This window comes from Legionella stuttgartensis (assembly GCF_977063405.2).
This window is the reverse complement of the sequence record NZ_CDRUHA020000022.1, coordinates 336333-359140: the sequence shown is the minus strand read 5'-3', so window position 1 is coordinate 359140 and position 22808 is coordinate 336333. Positions and strand designations below refer to the sequence as shown.

The following is a 22808-nucleotide window of genomic DNA, read 5'->3' as shown; positions in this document are numbered from 1 at the left end:
CTAAGCAAATGCTCTAAGTTTTTTTATATTCATGGCAGTCCACTGCTGCTTCAATTGTTGTGCTAACAAATAGACTACAAGCGCATATTGAGGACTGGAATTGTACCGAGTTATAACAAAAAAGTTAGGATAAGCAATCCAATATTCATTTCCTTTTGCAGTGACCAGTTCAATTAATGCAGCGCGAGAAGGATGATTGTGCGCGGCGGTTATTGGTTTGACTCCATGCGCAATGAGTTGCGAATAATAATAATTTGTCCTTTTAGGATTCATTTGAATGCGTTTATGCATTGAACCTACTAATTTAGCATTTTGGGCAACCCCATCATTTGGTTTCCAACCATGTTTATGAAAGTAATTTGCGATGCTTCCTATGGAGTCAGCATTATTAGAAACCAGGTCGCGTTTGCCGGTGTTATTAAAATCGACAGCAAAATTACGGTAACTACTGGGCATAAATTGTGGTTGCCCTATGGCTCCAGCATAAGATCCTTTGTATTGAGTTGCAGGGACGCCATGTTCACGACATAAAAGCAAATACTCTTTTAACTCTTTTGTGAAGTAGGGGGAGCGTTTGGGATAGTTGAAAGCCAATGTAGCCAATGCATCTAAAACTCGATGATCCCCTTGTCGTTCTCCATACAGGGTTTCTACCCCGAGAATTGCAATAATAATTTCTGGTGGAACACCATATTTTTTTTGTGCTCTGTCTAAGGCTTCTCTATTAGCAATCCAATAGTCCAATCCACCTTTTAAACGTGCGGGAGTGAGAAACAAATCTCTGTAGACATCCCAATTTTTCTTTTCGTATGGTTTTTCCATTGATTCAATAATATCAGGTTGAATAACAACTTGATTCATTATTGCTGTAAGCTCTTTGGCATTAAAGTGGTGCTCTTTGACCATACTTTTGATAAAAAGCTGCACATCTTTTCTTTGCGTAAATGCGCTATTTGAATAAGTTGAGAATGAAAAAAGTAGCAGTATTATTGCAATAAACCCCAAACCTGGTATTCGTCGCATAGCGCACCCTAATAAATGAAATGATAAATCTTATTAAAAATGCACTATATTAGCAAATACTTTAAGGTCGCGCATATTTAAGCTAGAATGCGCTATTTGCAAAAAGGTTATTTCAGTTGAGTGATTTAAAGCGAATTCGTAATTTTTCAATTATTGCCCATATTGATCATGGTAAATCGACCTTGGCTGATCGATTTATCCAAATTTGTGGTGGTTTATCCGAACGTGAAATGAGTGCTCAAGTACTTGACTCGATGGATATAGAACGAGAGCGGGGTATCACGATTAAAGCACAGTGTGTTTCTTTAAATTACACTGCGCAAGATGGTAAAAGCTATCTCTTGAATTTTATTGATACCCCAGGGCACGTAGATTTTAGTTATGAGGTATCTCGCTCCCTGGCTGCCTGTGAGGGGGCAATTCTTGTTGTTGACGCAGCCCAAGGTGTAGAAGCACAAACTGTAGCTGTGTGTTATACCGCGATTGACCAATCATTATCTGTTTTGCCAGTTCTTAACAAAATTGATTTGCCACAAGCTGAACCCGAACGCGTTATCTCGGAAATTGAAGATATTATTGGTGTTGATGCCCATGATGCAATACGAGTCAGCGCCAAAAGTGGACTGGGTGTAGACGATGTCCTTGAAGCTTTAGTAACTCGTATCCCTCCACCCGAGGGGGACATTCATGCACCATTACAGGCTTTAATTATTGATTCATGGTTCGATAGCTATCTGGGAGTTGTTTCCTTGGTACGCATCGTTAATGGCTCAATACGTAAAGGGGATAAAATGAGAGTTATGTCTACTGGACGCTCATATGAAGTCGACCAAGTTGGCATATTTACGCCTAAACGTACGAAACTTGATGTTTTAAACGCTGGTGAGGTAGGTTACTTAGTAGCAGGAATTAAGGAAATTCAAGGAGCTCCTGTTGGGGATACACTTACTTTGGAAAAAACTCAAGCAGATAAACCGCTTCCGGGATTTCAACGTGTGAAACCCCAAGTTTATGCTGGCTTATTTCCTATTAGTTCTGATGATTTTGAGGCATTCCGTGAAGCGCTAGCTAAACTAAGCTTAAATGATGCTTCCTTATTTTATGAACCTGAATCTTCAGAAGCATTGGGTTTTGGTTTTCGCTGCGGTTTCTTGGGTATGTTGCATATGGAAATCGTACAAGAGCGTTTAGAAAGAGAATACAATCTTGACTTAATATCTACTGCGCCTACTGTGGTTTATCAAATTTTGACCCAAAAAGGCGAGACTATGTTGATTGATAATCCGTCTCTATTACCTCCACTGCCACAAATTAAAGAAATGTATGAACCTATTGTGAGAGCAAACATACTGGTGCCTCAGGACTTTCTTGGCTCAATAATTAGTTTGTGTGTTGAGCGACGCGGTGTACAGGTCAATATGACGTATAGTGGTCGTCAAGTTTCTGTAACTTATGATATTCCTATGAGTGAAGTGGTTTCGGATTTCTTTGATCGTTTAAAATCAGTAAGCCGTGGTTATGCGTCGCTTGATTATAATTTTTTACGGTTTCAAGAAGCCGACTTAGTTAAAATGGACATTTTAATTAATAGTGAACGGGTGGATGCACTTTCTGTTATTGTTCATCGTTCTTCAGCGCATACTCGTGGAAAATTAATCGCCGAAAAAATGCGTGACTTAATTCCACGACAAATGTTTGATGTAGCCATTCAAGCCGCTTTAGGTAGCCATATTATTGCCAGACAAACAGTAAAGGCATTACGTAAGAACGTTACTGCAAAATGTTATGGTGGTGATGTGACTCGAAAACGAAAATTATTGGAAAAACAAAAAGCCGGTAAAAAACGTATGAAACAAGTGGGACATGTGGAAATACCTCAAGAGGCGTTTATGGCTGTTTTCCAAACAGATAAAAAGAAATAGTACAAGGGCATTATGATTGCTGGTAGATGTATTATTACGAAACTAAGTTTAGGATATAATTTATGAATTTTGCTTTAATATTGGTTGTCCTATCGTTCATCAGCGGTTTTATTTATCTTTTAGATGTGCTTTTTTGGGCAAGAAAACGTGCTGAGGATCAAAAACCAAATCGTATTATTGAATATTCACGATCGTTTTTTCCTGTATTTTTCATTGTATTAATTTTACGTTCATTTTTAATTGAACCGTTCCGTATTCCTTCTGGTTCATTGGAGCCGACATTGCTTGTTGGTGATTTTGTCGCAGTAAATAAATTTATTTATGGATTAAGACTTCCTGTTTGGGAAAAGAAAGTGGTTTCGATTTCTGACCCTAAAACAGGACAGGTGGCAGTATTTCGCTGGCCGCCAGATCCTTCATATGATTACATTAAAAGGGTAATTGGAGTACCTGGCGATAAAATTAGTTATCATAATAAAGTGTTAACCATTAACGGAAGAAAAGCAAAACAGACTTTTCTTGAATACACTATTGATGAAAGCTCCGGAAAAGCTGTAGCTAAATATCAAGAAGACTTGAATGGTACAATACATAATATTTTCGTTAGAACAGATGTTCCAGCTGTAGATTTTGACATCGTGGTGCCCGAGGGGAATTATTTCATGATGGGTGATAATCGTGATGATAGCGCGGACAGCCGATTCTGGGGATTTGTACCGGAATCCTATTTGCGAGGTAGAGCGTTTTTAGTTTGGATGAGTTGGAATGGTAAAACGGATAACGTTCGTTGGTCTAGAATAGGGAAATTGATCCCGTAAATTAATATCGTATTTTTAATTATGTTCTGATCAAAAACACTGACGATAAAGCTGAAAGGAATGGCAAATGCAGAAACAAAAGGGAATGACTTTCATAGGAATGACACTTACAGTAGCTTTGATTGTTATGGCTGCAATCGTTGTAATGCGTGTTATTCCAGTTTATTTGCAGTATTACTCAGTTATCAAATCGGTAAAAGGGTTGAATGCATTGCCTCTGTCCTCATTAAGTGGTGATCCCATGGCAGATGTTAATGTGCTAAAGAGTACCATGGATAAACGCCTAAATATCAATGGTGTGGAAAGTTTAAAGGATGATCAGTTAATGGTTGAGCCCATAGGGACCAATAAATTTAGAGTAAAAGTGAAATATCAAGTGATTAAGCCCTTAGTATATAATATAAGCTTATTATTTGATTTTGATCATACTGAAGAGGTTGTAGCTGGCAGTGAAAGTTGATTTAGAAAGGTTATGCAGGCGATTAAAGTATCAATTCAATAATATTGCCTATCTCAAACAAGCTTTAACGCATTGTAGTGTTGGGAGTGTAAACTATGAGCGTTTTGAGTTTCTTGGAGATTCAATTTTAAGTTTTGTGATCGCCAATGAATTGTTTCATCGTTTTCCGTTACAAAGCGAAGGCCAATTAAGTCGTTTGCGTTCATTTTTAGTTCGGGGCGAGATGCTGGTTGAATTGGCTAAAGAAATTGATTTGGGTGATTTCCTTTTTCTCGGACAAGGTGAGTTGAAAAGTGGTGGTTTTCGCCGAGCCTCGATCCTTTCTGATGCTATGGAAGCTGTTTTTGCAGCAATTTTTCTGGATGGGGGAATAGAGGCCTCTAAAGAGGTTATTTTAAAATTATATCGCTCCAGACTTGAAGATTCTAATTTAAACGATTGTTTAAAAGATGCCAAAACTCAATTACAAGAATATTTGCAAGCTGAAAAAATGGCTCTTCCTGAATACACTTTGACTAAGGTGGAAGGAGATGAGCACAATCAAATATTCTATATAACTTGTACGGTGATGGGGACAAAACAACAAACTTATGGCCAAGGTTCTAACCGTAGAAAAGCAGAACAATTATCTGCAAAATTAATGTTGGAACTATTACGCTCTACGTAATCACTTTACTTCATTGCATAGTTTGACTCAAAGTCATTTGAGAACCAACATTGGGATTGGCATACCTTGAGTGAGGAACTCACTTAATTGTTCTGATCTCTCCGCATTAGAGAAGCTCATTTTTCATTTTTACTTTACTCCTATGCATTTAATTAGTTTTGATAAATCCTAAAACCTCTTATTTTTAACACGATGTTGAAAAAGAAAATCCTAAGAAACTTGATATAATGATTCATATCTGACAATTTATTCTCAAAGGACTATTAGTTAGATAGGGAGTAAATTGTGCACATTAAACTTAAAACAATAAAAATATTGTTCAACAAGCTCACCATTCTTTTAATTTTGTTACCAGTTACTTCATCCAACGCGACTAAATTATTACCGCAGGACATGCTCAATGTTATGCACCAACCCCGTTACCAAAATGCGCAATGGTGGATTGAAGTTAAAGATTTGAATACCCAAGAAAACATTTACCAATTAAACTCCAACCATTTATTAATGCCCGCCTCTGTTACAAAATTATTCTCTTCTGCCGCTGCTTTGAATGTTTTAGGTAATGACTATCGCTTTAAAACACCGGTTTATTTTATAGGGCAGAAAGATAATAACATCTTAAACGGCAACCTTATTCTCGTTGGTAAAGGCGATTTAGAATTAGGGGGCCGTGTTCATGAGGATAAACTCACTTATGGGTATATTGATCATATTTATGCAAATGATTTACCGGGTGCAGGAATTACTCCCGAAAACCCACTGAATGGATTGATTAGTCTTGCTGAACAAATCAAAGCCAAAGGTATTACAAAAATTAATGGTGATGTATTAGTAGATAACCGCTTATTCAAAACTGAATATTTACGCAATTACATTATTTCTCCGATTATGATTAATGAGAACTTATTTGATTTTCAAATTAAACCTACAACTGTGGGACAGAAAGCCCTAATAAAATGGCGCCCACAAGCTCCTGGTTATTCTATTGATAACCAGGTTATAACTGTAAGTGATGGTGAAAAAAACAATATTGAAACCTCAAGTAATAATGATGACACCGTATTGACTATAAAAGGACAAATTGCTGCGAATTCCGAAGAACTATTAAGAGTATCGCCTATTCTTAAACCCGCTTCTTTTGCCAGACAGGCATTTATCGCAGCATTAAAACAACAAGGTATTGTTGTACACCTCGATAATAAAAATAATCAGTTACCAAACGCAGAAGTCTATAATCGACTTACACCCATTGCCCAATATACTTCTCCACCATTTTCTGAGTATGTTAAAGTCATTCTAAAATTAAGTCATAACATAGGCGCCGATTTATTACCGCTTTTATTAGCTCAACACTATAACGAAACTTCATTTGCTCAAGGTTTGCCCCATATTGCAAAATTTTTGCGTGATACCGTAGGATTGACTGCAAATGAGTTTGTATTCGGTGACGGTGCTGGTGGGGATACAAACAGGATTCTTCCCTCGGCTGCTATTAAGTTATTAACCTATATGCACAAGCTGCCGGATAACCAATTTAAAGTGTTCTATAATGCCTTACCCATACTTGGTGTAGATGGTAGTCTTGCAAAAGCAGCTCAGAATATTCCTGCCGTAGGTAAAATTCACGGAAAAACAGGCACCTCACTATCATATGACTTTGCAAACCAACGTTTTTATTCTTTTTCAGAGGTATTATCAGGATATATTGAAACGAAGAACGGGCATTTGCTTGCGTTTATCATTGCAGTCTCTAATACGCCTTTGGAAACGCTAGAGGATGCTTTTCTAATTCAAAAAGATGTTAGCCGAGTCGCCGTTGAAATTTATAATCACTCATGATGATTTCCAGCTACCTACTAAAAAGGAGAGTAGTTAGCTGGAAAATGAACTTCATTAAATCTAGTAAAAACGAAAACTTGGAACCTCAGTTCCATATTCAGGTAACGGTTCGCCATGAACCTCATGAACAGCTTCTTTGGTCAATTTGCAGACGCAAACTTTAACATTGTCAGAAAAATCGGAATTGAGCTGACCATTTAAGTAGTTAATCGTATTAATGTTTTTCCAGCCTTTAACTTGTTGGTGAAAATCCTCTCGCTCATCTAATTCAACAAAAATTTGCCTATCTGCGTCAATAAGATATGCCTCATTATTTGCATCTACATAGATGATGTAGGTGTGATCTAAATCGTCATCTTCATCTTCACTTGTGCTTTCAAGACTTACCAACAGTAATTCACCTTTATTTAATTCTTGTATTTTCTTAAAAAACTCATCCAAGTCTTCTACTTCCTCACTGTCATGTACTTTATGAACTAGACCTTCTACAGGATCGTTGCCCCCCTCATAATCGGGTATTTCCCTGGGTTCAACACCTTGTAATAGTACGCGAGCCCCTTCAATAGCACACCAATGGCAATTTCCTTGGCTTTTGGGAATACCATGTTCATTTAAAGGATTTATTTTTTTGAGTTTCTCGAGTAGTTTTGCTTCCATGATAGCCTCAATTAAATACTATGTGATTAAATTATAGGCTATAAAAAATAATTTCAGGGCGTAATAAAAAATCGATTAGTTTAAAAAGGCAAATTGTGGGGCAAATCTTAGTCTGATGCAGCGCTCTGGAGTCTAGGAATAAGGTATTTAGATATCCTAAGCCCCAAAAGAGCGACACTTAAGCTATAAATTTAACTTAAATCTTCTAAGCTGCTACTAATTTCTAACCATTCTTCTTCAGCTTCGTTTAATGAAGTATGTGAATCAGTGCGTTTTTGGAGTAACTGATTGAGTTTATTTTGTTGGGAGCTGTCCTCATAAAGACTGGCATCGCCGAGTAGTAGATCCAGTTTGGAAATTTCACTGTGATATTGTTCAATTAATTGTTCCAATTTTTTCAGACGATTTTGTAATGCTTTCTTCTCTTTATAATCATTTGTAGACGCAGTTACTGTATTTTCTTTAATTGAATCTTTAGTTTGAAGCCAAGAATAATAATCGTCTAAGTCGCCTTCAAAAGGTTGAACTTTTTGCTGATAAACAAGATAGAAATTATCTACGGTGGTTTTAAGCATATGACGATCATGAGAAATCAAAATTAATGCCCCTTCATAACTTTGTAATGCAAGTTCAATAGCAGAGCGCATTCCAAGATCCAAATGGTTTGTCGGCTCATCAAGTAGGAGCAAATTGGGTTTGAGCCAAACAAGTTTGGCCAAAGCCAGGCGTGCTTTTTCACCGCCGGAAAAATGAGTGATAGTTTGAACTGCCATATCACCAGTAAAATTGAAGCCCCCTAAAAAATCACGAATGGTTTGTTCACGTATTTCTGGCGATAGGGCTTGGATCGTTTCTACTGGACTTAAATTACAATCAAGCTGTTCCAATTGGTGTTGTGCATAATAACCAATCTTTAAATGAGCTGAACGGTGAATGATGCCATTTAATGGAGCTAAAGAGCCAGTTAAGGTCTTAATTAATGTTGATTTTCCTTCGCCATTTGGACCCAGTAACGCGATTCTGTCACCCGGATTGAGAGAAAGATTAATTCTTTTTATTATCGTTTTTTCTGATTGATATCCTGCGTCAACCATGTTGCATTGTATTAGCGGGTTTCCTGCACGGGGACATGGAAAGAATTCGAAAGAAAAAGGGGAGTCAACTTGAGCTGCGGCGATAATTTCCATTCTTTCTATGGCTTTAAGACGTCCCTGCGCTTGTTTTGCCTTAGTCGCTTTAGCTTTAAAACGATTTACAAAGGACATCATATGATTAATTTGGGTTTGTTGCTTCTCATACATAGCTTGTTGTAATGCCAATTGCTGTGCATGCGTTTTTTCAAAACAACTGTAATTGCCACCATAAAGTGATAGATTTTGTTTTTCAATATGTAAAATATGCGTGACAAAGGCATCAAGAAATTCACGGTCATGAGAAATAAGAATAATCGTACTTGGGCTTTGTTTTAAAAAACGCTCCAGCCAAAAAATGGCTTCCATATCCAAATGGTTAGTAGGTTCATCCAATAAAAGCAAATCTGCAGGCTTCATTAAACAACGCGCAAGGCTTAAACGCATTCGCCAGCCTCCGGAAAAGCTATTTACGGAAGCCTGTTGCTGCGCACTACTAAAACCCAGGCCAGACATAATCGTAGCTGCTTGAGCGGGTTTACTGTAACCACCCGTATGACTTAATTCTTCATGACAAGCTAATACTTCAGCATCGTTACCTGTTTCTTCTGCTTCCTGTAAGCGTTGGAGCAATTTCATATAACCATCATCGCCACCTACGACAAAATCTAATGCTTTTGCATCGCTGTCAGGTAATTGCTGAGATAAGTGACTTATGCTTAGTTGCGGATTAATTAAAAACTCACCTGTATCGGGAGTCAATTTTCCTAATAAAAAATCAAATAATGTTGATTTTCCGCAGCCGTTATGACCGATAAGACCTATTTTTTGTTTTTCATATAGGGTGACATTGACTTTGTCTAATAAAACTTTATTGCCACGACTTAGAGTAATTTGACGAAGAGTAAGCATGATAAATCTTTAGCCATAAATAGAGTTGGTACAAAAATTATGAATTCGCAGGGAAAGATTTGCTCAAGTGCACCTAAAATAAACACGTCTCAAAAAAAGTGTCTAATTTTGATCTCCGACGTTCTGCGACTTGCCCGCGGAATCCAGATGAACTGCGATAATGCGCGAACAAGTCGTGGGCAGGGCGTAGATAGTACGGCAAGAGACAGATACTTAATCCTGGCTACGAACCACAAACATTTTATGAATTTTATCACAATCCGTTTAACTTGGCTCAGGCTCTATAGTTTTTTTCCTGGCCGATTGATAACGAGCTTGCTTCTCGATGTCTATATAGCGATCAGTTGTAGCACTGGAGCTGTGACCGGCATCATCACGCACATGCTCGCGGGGACGAATTTTCACATCTTCAGAGATTCCTGTATGTCTAAGCCAGTGCACCGTGGCCGCAGCCAAATTATCTGCCTCTTCTTGATAGCCTTTTATTCGAAGTTGCTCACCAGCTAAGTCAAAGCATCCTTGAATAATTCTACGTATTGGTGCTGTATCACTCATGGGGCCGTTGCCACGAATTTTTGGAATAAGAGGGCTATTATCAGCGGGAGATGGAAGAGGGGATAAGCCTTGAAAAGATCGCCATCGCATTAAACTCTCTAACATCGCATCGCTTACTGCGATTTGGCGTTCTTTATTTCCTTTACCTACCGTTGTAAACCACCAGTGGCCATTACTATCTTTAGAGAAATCATTCATACTGGGGATCCACCGATCACTGGCTGCTAGTTCAGAGATACGGAGATACATACCAAATAACATGCTTAGCATAAAACGAGTACGCTCATGTTTCATAGGCGATTCTTCGGCAAGAGATTCAGCAGCGTCCAACACGGCACTCCATTGCATCAAACTAAGTCGACGGATGGGGGCATTATGTTGTTTCTTACGAATAAATTTACTTTTTTGACGAATAAGGGCAACTGGATTGGAAACCAGGTATTCCTCAGCAATTAAGAAATTAAATAAAGTACTTAAAATCGCAAAGATTTCCTGAATGGCTCCTTGCGACAAATTGAATTGGTCTATTTCAGGTTTATGGCCATTTTTTATTGCAGATTTACTTACCGTAACTACAAAAGGTCTCCATTCTTCATTGGGAATACGAGTCCCATCCTTTTCAATAAAGCGAGGCACCTTTTTCAAACTAATCCAGGATTTGAGTGGGTTCTGACAAAAATGAATGTATTGCTCAATATCGTCACGTTTTAATTCATTTAATGTGGTTTTTTTTATTAACCACGTCCATTGCAACAAACGTTCCGTTTCTCTGCGATAACTATTAAATGTTCCCTGGCTACCAGTATAACTTTTCAGAAAATTCAAAGCATAATTAAAATCATTTCGAAAACGTGGATCAGGCAATACGACGTGTTCATGATTTTTATGAAGAAAATTCATGCTGTCGAAGATAGGAAGCAGTTTAAATTTCATAAATTCATTCGGAGGTTAATTATAATTCCCAATGCTAGCTGAAAAGTGATGAAGATACGAGTAGGGAAAATTAAGGTACTTGTATCGATGATTGGCTATGTGGTTTAAAAAAAATCTAGTTGTTCAAGCCAAATAAATATCTAACCCCCAAAAATAAAATTAATTAAAATTAAATGATTTAAGATATTGACCTTGATGAAAGCACCTAGTATCATCTGCGCTCTGTCCTTGGGACGGGTTAACGGGGTGTAGCGCAGTCTGGTAGCGCGCCTGCTTTGGGAGCAGGATGTCGGGGGTTCGAATCCCTCCACCCCGACCAAATTTGCGCCCGTAGCTCATCTGGATAGAGCATCGGCCTTCTAAGCCGAGGGTAGCAGGTTCGAATCCTGCCGGGCGTGCCAGCCCAGATTTTATTTATCATAAGAATTTCTGGTAAAAGTTTTTATGGTGAGCGTAGCTCAGTTGGTAGAGCCCCGGGTTGTGATCCCGGTTGTCGTGGGTTCGAGTCCCATCGTTCACCCCATTTGAGAGAGAAACAAATGGTTTATCGCTAAAGATTCTATCTGAGTCTTTACAAGACCGAATTACTGATTGATAATCCAACCTGATTTGCGAAAGTGGCGGAATTGGTAGACGCACTGGATTTAGGTTCCAGCGGGGCGACCCGTGAGAGTTCGAGTCTCTCCTTTCGCACCATTATCATTATAAATTCCAAGAGGTGACATTAATGCAAGTTTCTGTTGAGACCCTAGAAGGTTTGGAACGTAAGGTGACAGTTTCTGTACCTGCGGAGAAAGTTGAGGAAGAAGTGAGCTTACGTCTCAAGAATCTTGCTCGCAAAGCTAAAATGGATGGTTTTCGTCCTGGTAAAGTACCGATGCATGTTGTTGTTAGTCGTTATTCTCAAAGTGTCCGTGAAGAAGTCGCTCGCGACATGGTACAATCTACTTTATATGAAGCATTGCAAAAAAATGAATTGGTTCCAGCTGGTTATCCTTCTGTAGAGCCTGAGCAACTTGAGAAGGGTAAAGACTTCAGATACTCAGCAATATTTGAAGTAATGCCTGTATTTGAGGTTGTTGAATTAAATCAAGCCGTGGTTGAGCTAGCACGTTCAGAAGTCACTGATAAAGATGTTGATGACATGCTGGATAAACTTCGTGAACAAAATAAAGAATGGCATGATGTTTCTCGAGCTGTTAAAAAAGGCGATAAAGTTGTTATCGATTTCGAAGGGTTTCTTGATGACAAGCTTTTTGATGGTGGAAGTGCTAATGGCCATGAATTAGTTATTGGTTCTGGATCAATGATTCCTGGTTTTGAGGATGGAATTATTGGTAATAAGAAAGAAAAGGCTTTTGATATTAAAGTAACCTTCCCCGAAGACTACGGTCATAAAGAATTAGCAGGTAAAGAGGCTGTATTCAAAATTACTATTCATAATGTAATGGAAGGAAAGCTTCCTGAGCTCAATGATGAATTCGCTGAGAAGTTTAATATCAAAGAAGGTGGCGTAGATGCACTGAAAAAAGATATTAAAGAGAATATGGCTCGTGAATTAGAGCGTCGTGTTAGCATGATGAATAGAGAAAAATTGTTTGATAAATTAATGGAAGTTAATACTGTTGAATTACCAATGGCTTTAATTGACAAAGAAATCGAACATTTGAAACATGACATGTATCATCGTCTTTTTGGACATGAACATCATGAGAACGAGCAAATTCCTGATTTCCCTCGTGAACTTTTCGTAGAACAAGCAAAACGTCGTGTTCATCTTGGTTTACTCTTTTCAGAATATGTTAAAAAACACCAAATCGTAGCTGATAAAGATAAAGTTAAGGAAGTTATTGAGCGATTTGCTAGCGCTTATGAAAATCCTGATGAGTTACGTGCGTGGTACCAAAGCAGTAAAGAACATATGGCGGAAATTGAAGCTCTTGTTATGGAAGAGATGGTTGCAGATAAAATTGCCGAGGATGCAAAAGTTAAATACAAGAATAAGGATTATGATTCAGTCATGAATCCTAAGCCAGAGACTGATGCGACTGAGAAAAAAGGAGAGTAATTATATGTCGGGCTATTCAGAGAACATAATTCGCAATGCCAGTGGATTAGTCCCAATGGTTATTGAACAAACCTCACGTGGTGAGCGTTCATATGATATTTACTCAAGATTATTGAAAGAGCGTATTATCTTTCTATTGGGTGAAGTTGAAGATCATATGGCTAATTTAGTTGTTGCTCAATTGTTGTTTCTTGAGTCTGAAAATCCTGAAAAAGATATTTCTCTCTACATTAATTCTCCTGGAGGGGTAGTAACTGCTGGTTTAGCAATTTACGATACCATTCAGTTTATTAAACCTGATGTAAGTACTTTATGTATAGGGCAAGCAGCAAGTGCTGCTGCCTTACTACTTTGTGCTGGCGCAGATGGTAAGAGATTCTGTTTACCAAACTCACGGGTCATGATTCACCAACCTCTAGGTGGTTATCGTGGTCAGGCAACTGATATCGAAATTCATGCTCGTGAAACTTTAGCGGTGAGAGAACGATTAAATACCATCATGGCAAAGCACACGAAAAAGACTCCTGACCAAATTATGCGCGATACAGAGCGTGATAATTTTATGAGTGCGACACAGGCTGTTGAATATGGCCTAGTAGATCAAGTGCTTTATGATCGTGAGTCAGTAAGTAAAGTAGAGTAATTATTTACATTAAATTTAAAGACTGAACTATAATGTATGATGGCCCGGCTGTAGCGAAGCGGAACCTGGGTTAGGGTTCAGGTTTACCGGGTTCCGCTTCGCTGTACCCAGGCTAGGAATGCGAGGTGCCTTTTTATAGATTGATTCATTATTACTTCTTCGTATTTCGCTTTGTTTTTAAAAAATAGTTGCTGTGAATAACAGTGGCATATCTTTTTCTGATTGACTAATATTTTACATATATTATCTATTTTTCCGATAATCGTTGTAAGAAGGGGTTTGGTTATGAGTAAATCCGGTAACGGAAGTGGCGATAAAGTTTTGTATTGTTCTTTTTGTGGAAAGAGCCAACATGAAGTAAAAAAATTGATTGCTGGTCCTTCTGTGTTTGTATGTGATGAGTGTGTTGAATTATGCAACGATATTATTCGTGAAGAAACACATGAATCTCATGAAGAGACAGAAGTACGCTTGCCATCACCTAAAGAAATTTCAACCTTCTTAGATGAGTACGTCATCGGGCAATCACATGCCAAAAAAGTCTTATCCGTAGCTGTATATAATCATTACAAGCGATTACAACATAAAAGTGAAGATGGGGTTGAACTTGGTAAAAGTAATATTTTACTTATCGGCCCAACTGGTAGTGGAAAAACACTTTTGGCGCAAACATTAGCTCGTATTCTCAATGTTCCGTTTGCTATGGCAGATGCAACTACTCTTACTGAAGCAGGTTATGTAGGTGAAGACGTAGAGAACATTATCCAGAAGCTCTTACAAAAGTGTGATTATGATGTAGATAAAGCACAACATGGTATCGTTTACATTGATGAAATTGATAAGATATCACGCAAATCAGATAATCCTTCAATTACTCGCGATGTTTCTGGTGAGGGAGTTCAGCAAGCCCTTTTAAAACTGATTGAAGGTACAATTGCTTCAGTTCCGCCGCAAGGTGGTCGTAAGCACCCACAACAAGAATTCTTACAAGTAGATACTTCTAACATTTTATTTATTTGTGGTGGTGCGTTTGCTGGATTAGAAAAGGTAATAAGAGAGCGTAGTGACAAGTCAGGTATTGGATTTTCTGCTCAATTAAAAAATAAAAAAGAAAACAATGATGAAATATCCAAAGTATTGAACCAGCTTGAATCTGATGATTTGATTAAATACGGATTAATACCCGAATTCGTTGGTCGATTGCCTGTCGTTGCTACCTTACAGGAATTGGATGAATCCGCTCTTATTGATATTTTAACGAATCCTAAAAATGCTTTGACCAAGCAATTCCAGTCTTTATTCAAAATGGAAGAAGTGGAACTTGAATTTAGAGAAGAAGCATTGAACGCTATAGCTAAAAAGGCTCTAGAAAGAAAAATGGGTGCACGAGGTTTGCGTGCCATACTTGAAAATATTCTTTTAGACACCATGTATGAATTACCTTCTCTTGAAGGAGTAATTAAGGTTGTGGTAGATGAAAGTGCGGTGACTAGCTCATCTAAACCCATCCTTATTTATGAACAAGATGGGATGAAGAGTGCAGCAGGTGGCCAAGAGTAAAATTTTTGCTCTATCTCTCTCCTATCTTTATGATGGGAGAGAAGTTCTTTAAAACTTTCTTAATTATAACGCTTTGATTTCTTGCAATAACTCTCCCTTCCTTTTAAATTATAATTAGTAGTCACGTAAATATTAAAGTTTTCCGATTGAATAAGGGTTCATTATGTCCACTGAAATTAAAGAGACTTCGAATGAGACAGAAAAACTGTCTAGTATACCTGTGTTACCATTAAGAGACGTAGTGGTCTACCCCCATATGGTTATTCCTCTATTTGTTGGGCGAGGAAAATCAATTAAAGCCTTAGAAGCGGCTATGGTTGATAGTAAGCAAATCTTTTTAGTCGCACAGAAGAAATCATCAAACGATGATCCAGGGGCAGAGGATATTTTCCACGTTGGCACATTATCCAGTGTTCTCCAGCTATTGAAACTTCCTGATGGAACGGTGAAAGTTTTAGTTGAAGGGGAGAAGCGTGCTAAAGCAAAAGAATATAATCAGGCAAAAGGGTATTTAGAAGCGGATCTAGAATTGCTTGAGGATGAAAATGCTGCAGTTCAGGAGCCGGATATTGGTATTTTAATGCGCTCCTTGATGTCGCAATTTGAGCAATACATTAAACTAAACAAAAAAATTCCACCTGAAGTTTTATCGCCTCTTGCGGGTATAGAAGAACCAGGACGGTTAGCCGATACCATTGCTGCGCACCTCACTTTGAAAGTTGATGATAAGCAAGAATTATTAGAAACAATGGACGTGGGTACGCGCCTTGAACGCTTAATGTCTGCTATAGAAAATGAAATTGATTTATTGCACGTAGAAAAACGTGTGAGAGGCCGGGTTAAGCGACAAATGGAGAAAAGTCAGAGAGAATATTATCTCAATGAACAAATGAAAGCGATTCAAAAAGAATTAGGCGAATTGGGTGAAGAAGGGAGTGAAATCGAACAACTGGAAAATTCCATTAATAAAGCCGGTATGCCTAAGGAAGCTAAAGAAAAATCACTAGCAGAACTTCATAAGTTGAAAATGATGTCGCCCATGTCTGCTGAAGCGACGGTCATTCGTAATTATCTTGATTGGATGCTCGCTGTACCCTGGAAAAAAAGAACTAAAATTCAATTTGATCTGCCTAAGGCAGAAAAATTATTAGATAAAGAACATTATGGGCTTGAGCTGGTTAAAGAGCGCATTATTGAGTATCTGGCTGTTCAACAACGTGTGAAACGATTGAAAGGTCCTATACTTTGTCTCGTTGGACCTCCAGGAGTAGGTAAAACATCATTAGGACAATCTATTGCAAATGCTACGGGGCGTACGTTTATTCGTATTGCTTTGGGTGGTGTTCGAGATGAAGCAGAGATTCGTGGCCATCGTAGAACTTATATTGGTTCTATGCCAGGTAAGATTATTCAGAAATTGTGTAAGGCTGGAGTAAAAAATCCACTTATTATGTTGGATGAAGTGGATAAAATGGCTATGGATTTCCGTGGGGACCCAGCTGCAGCTTTACTTGAGGTATTGGACCCAGAGCAAAACCACACGTTCAATGATCATTATCTCGAAGTAGATTATGATTTGAGTGACGTGATGTTCATTGCGACAGCAAACTCGTTAGAAATTCCTGCCCCATTATTAGATAGAATGGAAGTAATTCGACTTGCAGGATATACAGAAGATGAAAAAGTAAGTATTGCTGAAAAATATCTTGTTCCGAAACAAGTTGTCTTGAATGGTTTGAGTAACCAAGAAATACATATTAGTGAAGGAGCGATACGAGAGGTAATTCGGCACTATACACGCGAGGCAGGTGTTCGTAACTTAGAACGGGATATTGCTAGTGTTTGTAGAAAAGTCGTAAAAGAAATTTTATCCAATAAAAAAGTTAAAAAAATGACGGTAACCACCAGTAATATTGAAAAATATTTAGGTGTGAAAAAATTCCGTTATGGTTTGGCTGAAGAATTTGACCAGGTTGGACAGGTTACAGGTTTGGCGTGGACAAGTGTTGGTGGGGAATTACTAACAATAGAAGCATCCATGATGCCTGGTAAAGGTAAAGTGACTCATACAGGTCAATTAGGCGAGGTCATGCAGGAATCTATCCATGCAGCAATGACTGTTGTCCGAAGTCGAGCTAAAAAATTAGGTTTGGCTGATGATTTTTATGATAAGAATGATTTCCATGTGCATGTTCCAGAGGGTGCAACTCCCAAGGATGGTCCCAGTGCGGGTATAGGTATGTGTACGGTGTTAGTTTCTGTAGTGACACATATTCCTGTAAAAGCGGATGTAGCAATGACAGGGGAAATAACACTAAGAGGGCAGGTATTACCAATAGGTGGTCTTAAAGAGAAACTATTGGCTGCTCATCGAGGCGGAATTAAACATGTCATTATTCCTGAGGAGAATGTAAAAGACCTGGAAGAGATTCCAGATAATGTTTTACGTAAGCTATCAATACATCCTGTAAAGACCATAGAACAGGTTTTAGAGCTGGCTTTACAACGCACTCCTTGGGTAGATCAGCCAACAAATGTACAGTCTGAGGGTTTAGTAGGTAAAAAATCAAAAAAAATTAAAAATAATGATTTACATACCCATTAATTAGAGGTATATTTCGTTTCGTAGCCCGCCACTAGCGGGCATTGCAAGGAAGTAACTACTCGACCGGTTAGTTTAATAAGTTTAGTTAAATTAACTTAGAAGTATGGAAGATTAACAGTATAGGGGAAGCAATGAATAAGAGCGAATTAGTTGATGCTATAGCAAGTGGTTCGGGTTTAACAAAAGCTGACGCAAGCCGAGTTCTCGAAACTTTTACTGATACTATTACTAATGTTTTAAAAAATGGTGATCAAGTGGTAATACCTGGTTTCGGTTCTTTTTCAACAGGCAATCGTTCAGCTAGAACAGGTAGAAACCCACAAACTGGTAAAATTATTCAAATTAAAGCGTCACGAGTAGCCAAGTTTAAAGCGGGTAAAAACCTGAAAGAAGCGGTGCAAGAAGCATAAGTTTTCTGGGTGCTTAGCTCAGCTGGGAGAGCATCGCCCTTACAAGGCGAGGGTCGTAGGTTCGATCCCTACAGCACCCACCAAGAAATGGAGTGGTAGTTCAGTTGGTCAGAATACCGGCCTGTCACGCCGGGGGTCGCGGGTTCGAGCCCCGTCCACTCCGCCAGATTAACGCGCCGAAAGGCGCGTTTTTTTTATCTTGAATGATTGTTTATGTCAAAATATATTTCCTTTCATTTCTGATTCTTTTTACTTAGAGAAAGATTAGGTGATGCTATGAAAATGAAACTCCATACCCATTTCACCAATTTTCAAGCTGATCAGGAAAGAAAAATTTTGCAAAATAAGTGTGCTGTTGTTTTTGTTTTGATTTTTTTCAGTCTGGGGTATAATCGGCCTCGCTAAATTAAATAAACCCTTAATTAATATATGGATCTCGGGACATGTTACAAAAGTTAAATGAACGTATACAGGGTGTTGTAGCTTGGTTAGTAGTTATTTTAATCGGTATTACGTTCACACTTTTTGGTGTGGATTACTATCTACAATCACGTCAAACAACAAACTCCAAGGTTGTTGTCAATGGTCAGCCTTTAACAATGCAGGCTTTTGAGACTAATTATAGACGTGCTCGTTCTATGCAAGATATTGAACAGATGACTGCTGCAGATGAGAAAAAGCTGCAAAATCAAGTTCTCGAGCAAATGATTACTAATGAAGTTTTAGTGCAAGCGGCTCGAAAAAATGGATTTGATGTCAGCTCGAATCAAGCAGATGCAGCAATTTTGAGTATTCCTCAGTTCCAGGAAGACGGTCATTTCTCTGCTCAAAAATATCAGCAAGCGTTAAATGCAGCCTTATTCACTCAATCAAGTTTTCAAAATGAAGTAAAACAGGGGATGTTATTAAATCAACAACGATTTGCTTTTATGGGAAGTTCTTTTGCTTTACCTGATGAAATCGATCGTTTTGTAAGTCTGTATATGCAAAGTCGAGACTATGACTACTTAACTATCCCGGCATCACTTTTTGAGAAGGATATACAGATTACTCCACAGGAAATAACTAGTTATTATAAAAACCATAAAAAAGAATTCATGACCCCAGAAAAAGTTAGTTTGGATTATGTTTCTTTGTCGATGCATGATATTAAAAACAAAATTAAAATTTCTGATGATGATGTAAAACGTTACTATGAAGAAAACCAAAATAGTTATTTAATACCTGCGAGTTGGCAAGTAGCCCATATTTTATTTGCTGTTCCAGAAGATGCAAACCAAGCTGATTTAGAAAAAATTCAGAAAAAAGCCAATGATGCATATCAGGCCTTACAAAAAAATCCGGAGCAATTTGACCATTTTGTTTCAACGCTATCAGACGATAAACTTTCTATAGCAGATAAGGGCGTTCTGCCTTGGATCACTGCTGGACAGAATGATTACAATCAAATTTTATCTAATTTAACCAAACCAGGTCAGATATCATCACCTGAAAAAACGAAACATGGTTATGAAATTTTTAAAGTAATTGCTTATAAACCAGTTTCTACAAAATCTTTCTCTGAAGTAGAGCAATCGATTAAAGAACAACTGATTGCTGAAGCAGCCCAAAACAAATATACGCAAGCTTTGGAACAATTATCTGATTTGAGCTATCAATCTCCTGATTCGCTTCAGCCAGTTGCAGACGCTTTAAATTTAAAAATCGAAACAACAAAGCCTTTCTCAAGAGCTGATGGTGTCGAAAATATTACCAAGAATAAACAGGTAATAAATGCTGCATTCAGTCATGATGTTCTTGATTTAAGTAATAATAGTGAACCAATACAAATTGATAATGATTCGGTAGTAGTGGTACGGGTTAATCGTCACTGGGATGAAACAGAACAGTCTTTGGAGTCTGTTCATGATCAAATTAATAAAATTTTAGTTAAGAAAAGTGCTGAAGCTAAAGCTAAAGAAGTTGGCATGAATTTATTAAGTCCGATTGAAGATAAACAACAGCAAGAGTTGATCCACTCAAACCATCTAGTATGGAAATCAGAACTTCGGTCAACACGAGATAATGATAAAGTTGATACCGATATTAATGATACGGCGTTCAATTTATTACGACCAGAAAGTCGCGATGGCCTTGTGATGCCAAATGGTGATTATGTGGTAGTGAGATTAAAGCAGATTCATGATGGGAAATTGAGTACATTAGACAGGGAGCAACAAGATAGCTTAATTCAACAAATTGAAGCAAGCTATGGCATGATGGATTATGACTTGTATGAAAAAAGTTTAATTAGTCGCGCACAAATTGTGAGGCATTAGGATCTGGACAAACATGCTGGATAGTTTTTAGGTTAGAGGTTTTATTTAGAAGCTAAATAGCAATGTTTGCCGATGTTACCCCAATAATAGGAGTCTCTGTATGTCTGATTTAAGTACGAAGTTTACCGATCTTAAATTGAAGCAGTTATATGGTCACATGTTAAATCATTATAAACATTGCATGGACCGTCATCTTGATGCTACTGCCATGTATTATGAAATGTATGGTGCAGTGCAGTATTCCCTGGAGTCGCCTTATAGCTCCCTATCTTCTCTAGACGGAGAAGAAAAAATTAAAGTGTATGCGGCTTTTAATAAAATATTTTATGCTTTACCGTTCTATAGAAATCTGACTGCCACCCAACAACGCGATTTTAATCCTAAACCGCCTAAGTTTAACCCGCAAGTTAAATATGAAACGAATATTTACAATAACTATAGTCATCACGACTCAACACTCACCAATTGGCTGATTTTGAGCTACGTACTCGATTCTCGCCATCATGCTCGCCATCATGATTCAAGTTGTTGTTTCCCTTCTAATCATCACGGACACAGTTCATCTTCAAATGATGATTTAGGTAAATTAATTCTAGCTTTACTTGTTATCGCTTTAGCTGCGATTGCGGCTGTTTTAGCGTTCATTGCTCTAGCCTATATGGTGGATGAATTTGCAAGCAGTATGGAACGATTTTATTATGGCGAAGGATGGCTGAAGGGTGCATTAATGTTTGCAACTTCTCTTGCATTTGGTGCAGGTTCTGCCTCTTTAACGCTTAATTTCGCGGCGGCGCCTCTTATTGCTCTTGCAGTGGCAGCAGGGCTCAATCCTGTGGGTATTGTGATTCTTGGAGCGGTATTGTTTACAACAATAGGTGCTGGTATTGGATGTTGGGCAATGAGTATGATGTATGATTCCATTAATACATCAGCGAATAAAGAGTCTATGGACCCTGAAGATCCACAGCGATTTCAATTAACCGCTGCAGAAGAAGAGTCCTTACGACAAAAGACAATTGATCCCATTGCAGTAAAATGTGCTATGGTTGCATTGCGTGCGGAAATAGCGAATGTGTTAGGTAATGAGAAGCCAATCCCTTCTTTTTTCACTCGTTATTTTGATGAAAATGGAAGTGAAGTCAATGAATTACTTACAAAGTTAAGGAAATTACGTCGCGGTGAGATGAGTATTGTTGATGTGGGTAATTTGCGTTTTGATTGCAGGCTCCCGCAACCTATCCCACAACCTGTCTATACACCAAGCTTTTATTCGCAGCAACCACCACCGTCATATTCTGAACATACATTGAATCTACGGCCTTCAGCTCCTCCAGAGTACCCAGCTTATCAATAGTCTAAGAGGTTTTTTGATCAGGTAAAGTCTAATCTTTACCTGATCAAGTCATTGTTTTGCCTTTCTTCGTTATCCAAACTTACTCATTAGACGTAAATGGAAGCATACGCTTCAATACATTATCTTTGTAGATAAAATGATGATATAAAGCTGCAAGAATATGAACCCCCACCAAAAATAGAATGACAAACGCAAGTGTTTCATGAGCTAAAAACATAATGCCTCCAAGATGCTCATTCGCTGAAATAAGACAGGGTATGGTAAACAAACCAAAAAAGTTAATAGGTTTTCCATCAGCACACGTTAATAGATAACCAATAATTGGCATGAGCATTATAAGGAGGAACAGGGTATGATGGACCGCTTTAGAAATAATATATTGCCATCGTGGTTGAGTTTCTGGGGGTAGAGGTTTCACATTGAAGATATGCCAAATGAAAAATAGGATCCCCAATATTAAGAGGGTCATGCCAACAGACTTATGTAACATGATATAAGGGCCTGTGAGAGGGGAGTTTTCGCTAAGAGACCAGACAAAATAAAATTGTGCGGTTATTAAAATAAAAATTAACCAATGCAGTAGTTTTGTCATAGTACCAAACCGCTTTACGGTATTCCTTAACATACGGATTCTCCAAAAATAATAGATGGCCTTACTATATCAACGGCCCATATAATTTCAATATTGAACTTTTTTTATTATAGGAACTTATATTATTTGAAAGGAAACTGATAGCGATATTAGAACTTTATTTTTTTGAATTAATAGGTTATCAAGAGTGGGGTATTTAAGACTTGGCGGAGAGACAGGGATTCGAACCCTGGGAAGGTTGCCCTTCAACGGTTTTCAAGACCGCCGCATTCGACCGCTCTGCCATCTCTCCGACAGCCGAGAATACTATCCTAACAACTCTGCTTTTGCAAATATTTTTTT

17 protein-coding genes and 7 tRNA genes are annotated in these 22808 nt (G+C 38.1%); 18 read left to right on the top strand and 6 right to left on the bottom strand.

Features of this window, described 5'->3' with window-relative positions; translation table 11 throughout:
* Window positions 1–1023, bottom strand: a complete 1023-nt coding sequence (mltB, locus tag ACWTEW_RS07275) for a lytic murein transglycosylase B (protein ID WP_454781037.1) — start codon at window positions 1021–1023, stop codon at window positions 1–3.
* A 116-nt stretch (window positions 1024–1139) separates the two neighbouring features.
* Between mltB and lepA the strand changes: the two genes are divergently transcribed.
* From lepA to dacB, 5 genes are all read left to right on the top strand, one after another.
* Window positions 1140–2945, top strand: coding sequence for a translation elongation factor 4 (gene lepA, locus ACWTEW_RS07270; RefSeq protein ID WP_454781036.1), 1806 nt, complete (start codon window positions 1140–1142; stop codon window positions 2943–2945).
* Between the two features lie 62 nt (window positions 2946–3007).
* Window positions 3008–3763, top strand: a complete 756-nt coding sequence (lepB, locus tag ACWTEW_RS07265) for a signal peptidase I (RefSeq protein WP_454781035.1) — start codon at window positions 3008–3010, stop codon at window positions 3761–3763.
* 67 nt (window positions 3764–3830) lie between these two features.
* Window positions 3831–4223, top strand: a complete 393-nt coding sequence (locus ACWTEW_RS07260; protein ID WP_454781034.1) for a DUF4845 domain-containing protein — start codon at window positions 3831–3833, stop codon at window positions 4221–4223.
* A complete protein-coding gene (gene rnc / locus ACWTEW_RS07255; protein WP_454781033.1) occupies window positions 4213–4890 on the top strand; it encodes a ribonuclease III in 678 nt (225 codons plus the stop codon). The genes ACWTEW_RS07260 and rnc overlap by 11 nt, the downstream gene beginning before the upstream one ends.
* Before the next feature lie 285 nt (window positions 4891–5175).
* Window positions 5176–6729, top strand: coding sequence for a D-alanyl-D-alanine carboxypeptidase/D-alanyl-D-alanine endopeptidase (dacB, locus tag ACWTEW_RS07250; RefSeq protein WP_454781032.1), 1554 nt, complete (start codon window positions 5176–5178; stop codon window positions 6727–6729).
* Between the two features lie 60 nt (window positions 6730–6789).
* On the opposite strand, the gene ACWTEW_RS07245 is transcribed toward dacB, so the two are convergent.
* From ACWTEW_RS07245 to ACWTEW_RS07235, 3 genes are all read right to left on the bottom strand, one after another.
* Complete coding sequence (locus tag ACWTEW_RS07245) at window positions 6790–7386, bottom strand: hypothetical protein (protein ID WP_454781031.1); 597 nt, start codon at window positions 7384–7386, stop codon at window positions 6790–6792.
* A 191-nt stretch (window positions 7387–7577) separates the two neighbouring features.
* Entirely contained in the window at window positions 7578–9428 is a 1851-nt protein-coding gene (gene abc-f / locus ACWTEW_RS07240; protein ID WP_454781030.1) for a ribosomal protection-like ABC-F family protein, read from the bottom strand.
* A 264-nt stretch (window positions 9429–9692) separates the two neighbouring features.
* Window positions 9693–10916: a tyrosine-type recombinase/integrase gene (locus ACWTEW_RS07235; RefSeq protein ID WP_454781029.1), complete on the bottom strand. Its 1224-nt coding sequence runs from the start codon at window positions 10914–10916 to the stop codon at window positions 9693–9695.
* A gap of 242 nt (window positions 10917–11158) precedes the next feature.
* Between ACWTEW_RS07235 and ACWTEW_RS07230 the strand changes: the two genes are divergently transcribed.
* The 13 genes from ACWTEW_RS07230 to ACWTEW_RS07170 all read left to right on the top strand — a co-directional run bounded on the left by ACWTEW_RS07230 (window position 11159) and on the right by ACWTEW_RS07170 (window position 21874).
* Window positions 11159–11235, top strand: a tRNA-Pro gene (locus ACWTEW_RS07230).
* Between the two features lie 5 nt (window positions 11236–11240).
* A tRNA-Arg gene (locus ACWTEW_RS07225) sits at window positions 11241–11317 on the top strand.
* A 46-nt stretch (window positions 11318–11363) separates the two neighbouring features.
* Window positions 11364–11439: transfer RNA gene (locus ACWTEW_RS07220), tRNA-His, on the top strand.
* A gap of 88 nt (window positions 11440–11527) precedes the next feature.
* Window positions 11528–11612 (top strand) — tRNA-Leu (locus ACWTEW_RS07215).
* Between the two features lie 31 nt (window positions 11613–11643).
* Window positions 11644–12984: a trigger factor gene (gene tig, locus ACWTEW_RS07210; RefSeq protein WP_454781028.1), complete on the top strand. Its 1341-nt coding sequence runs from the start codon at window positions 11644–11646 to the stop codon at window positions 12982–12984.
* Between the two features lie 4 nt (window positions 12985–12988).
* On the top strand, window positions 12989–13627 hold the full coding sequence (gene clpP, locus ACWTEW_RS07205; protein WP_454781027.1) for an ATP-dependent Clp endopeptidase proteolytic subunit ClpP: 639 nt from the start codon (window positions 12989–12991) through the stop codon (window positions 13625–13627).
* Window positions 13628–13912: 285 nt separating this feature from the next.
* Entirely contained in the window at window positions 13913–15187 is a 1275-nt protein-coding gene (clpX, locus tag ACWTEW_RS07200) for an ATP-dependent Clp protease ATP-binding subunit ClpX (protein ID WP_454781026.1), read from the top strand.
* 163 nt (window positions 15188–15350) lie between these two features.
* Complete coding sequence (gene lon / locus ACWTEW_RS07195) at window positions 15351–17792, top strand: endopeptidase La (RefSeq protein ID WP_454781025.1); 2442 nt, start codon at window positions 15351–15353, stop codon at window positions 17790–17792.
* A 131-nt stretch (window positions 17793–17923) separates the two neighbouring features.
* Complete coding sequence (locus ACWTEW_RS07190) at window positions 17924–18202, top strand: HU family DNA-binding protein (protein WP_182390910.1); 279 nt, start codon at window positions 17924–17926, stop codon at window positions 18200–18202.
* A 7-nt stretch (window positions 18203–18209) separates the two neighbouring features.
* Window positions 18210–18285, top strand: a tRNA-Val gene (locus ACWTEW_RS07185).
* A 6-nt stretch (window positions 18286–18291) separates the two neighbouring features.
* Window positions 18292–18368, top strand: a tRNA-Asp gene (locus tag ACWTEW_RS07180).
* A 277-nt stretch (window positions 18369–18645) separates the two neighbouring features.
* Window positions 18646–20520, top strand: coding sequence for a SurA N-terminal domain-containing protein (locus ACWTEW_RS07175; RefSeq protein WP_454781024.1), 1875 nt, complete (start codon window positions 18646–18648; stop codon window positions 20518–20520).
* Window positions 20521–20620: 100 nt separating this feature from the next.
* Entirely contained in the window at window positions 20621–21874 is a 1254-nt protein-coding gene (locus ACWTEW_RS07170; protein ID WP_454781023.1) for a hypothetical protein, read from the top strand.
* Window positions 21875–21953: 79 nt separating this feature from the next.
* Here ACWTEW_RS07170 and ACWTEW_RS07165 read toward each other — a convergent pair whose 3' ends face one another.
* Both ACWTEW_RS07165 and ACWTEW_RS07160 read right to left on the bottom strand, forming a co-directional pair.
* Entirely contained in the window at window positions 21954–22499 is a 546-nt protein-coding gene (locus tag ACWTEW_RS07165; RefSeq protein WP_454781022.1) for a cytochrome b, read from the bottom strand.
* A gap of 171 nt (window positions 22500–22670) precedes the next feature.
* Window positions 22671–22758 (bottom strand) — tRNA-Ser (locus ACWTEW_RS07160).
* Window positions 22759–22808 lie beyond the last annotated feature (50 nt).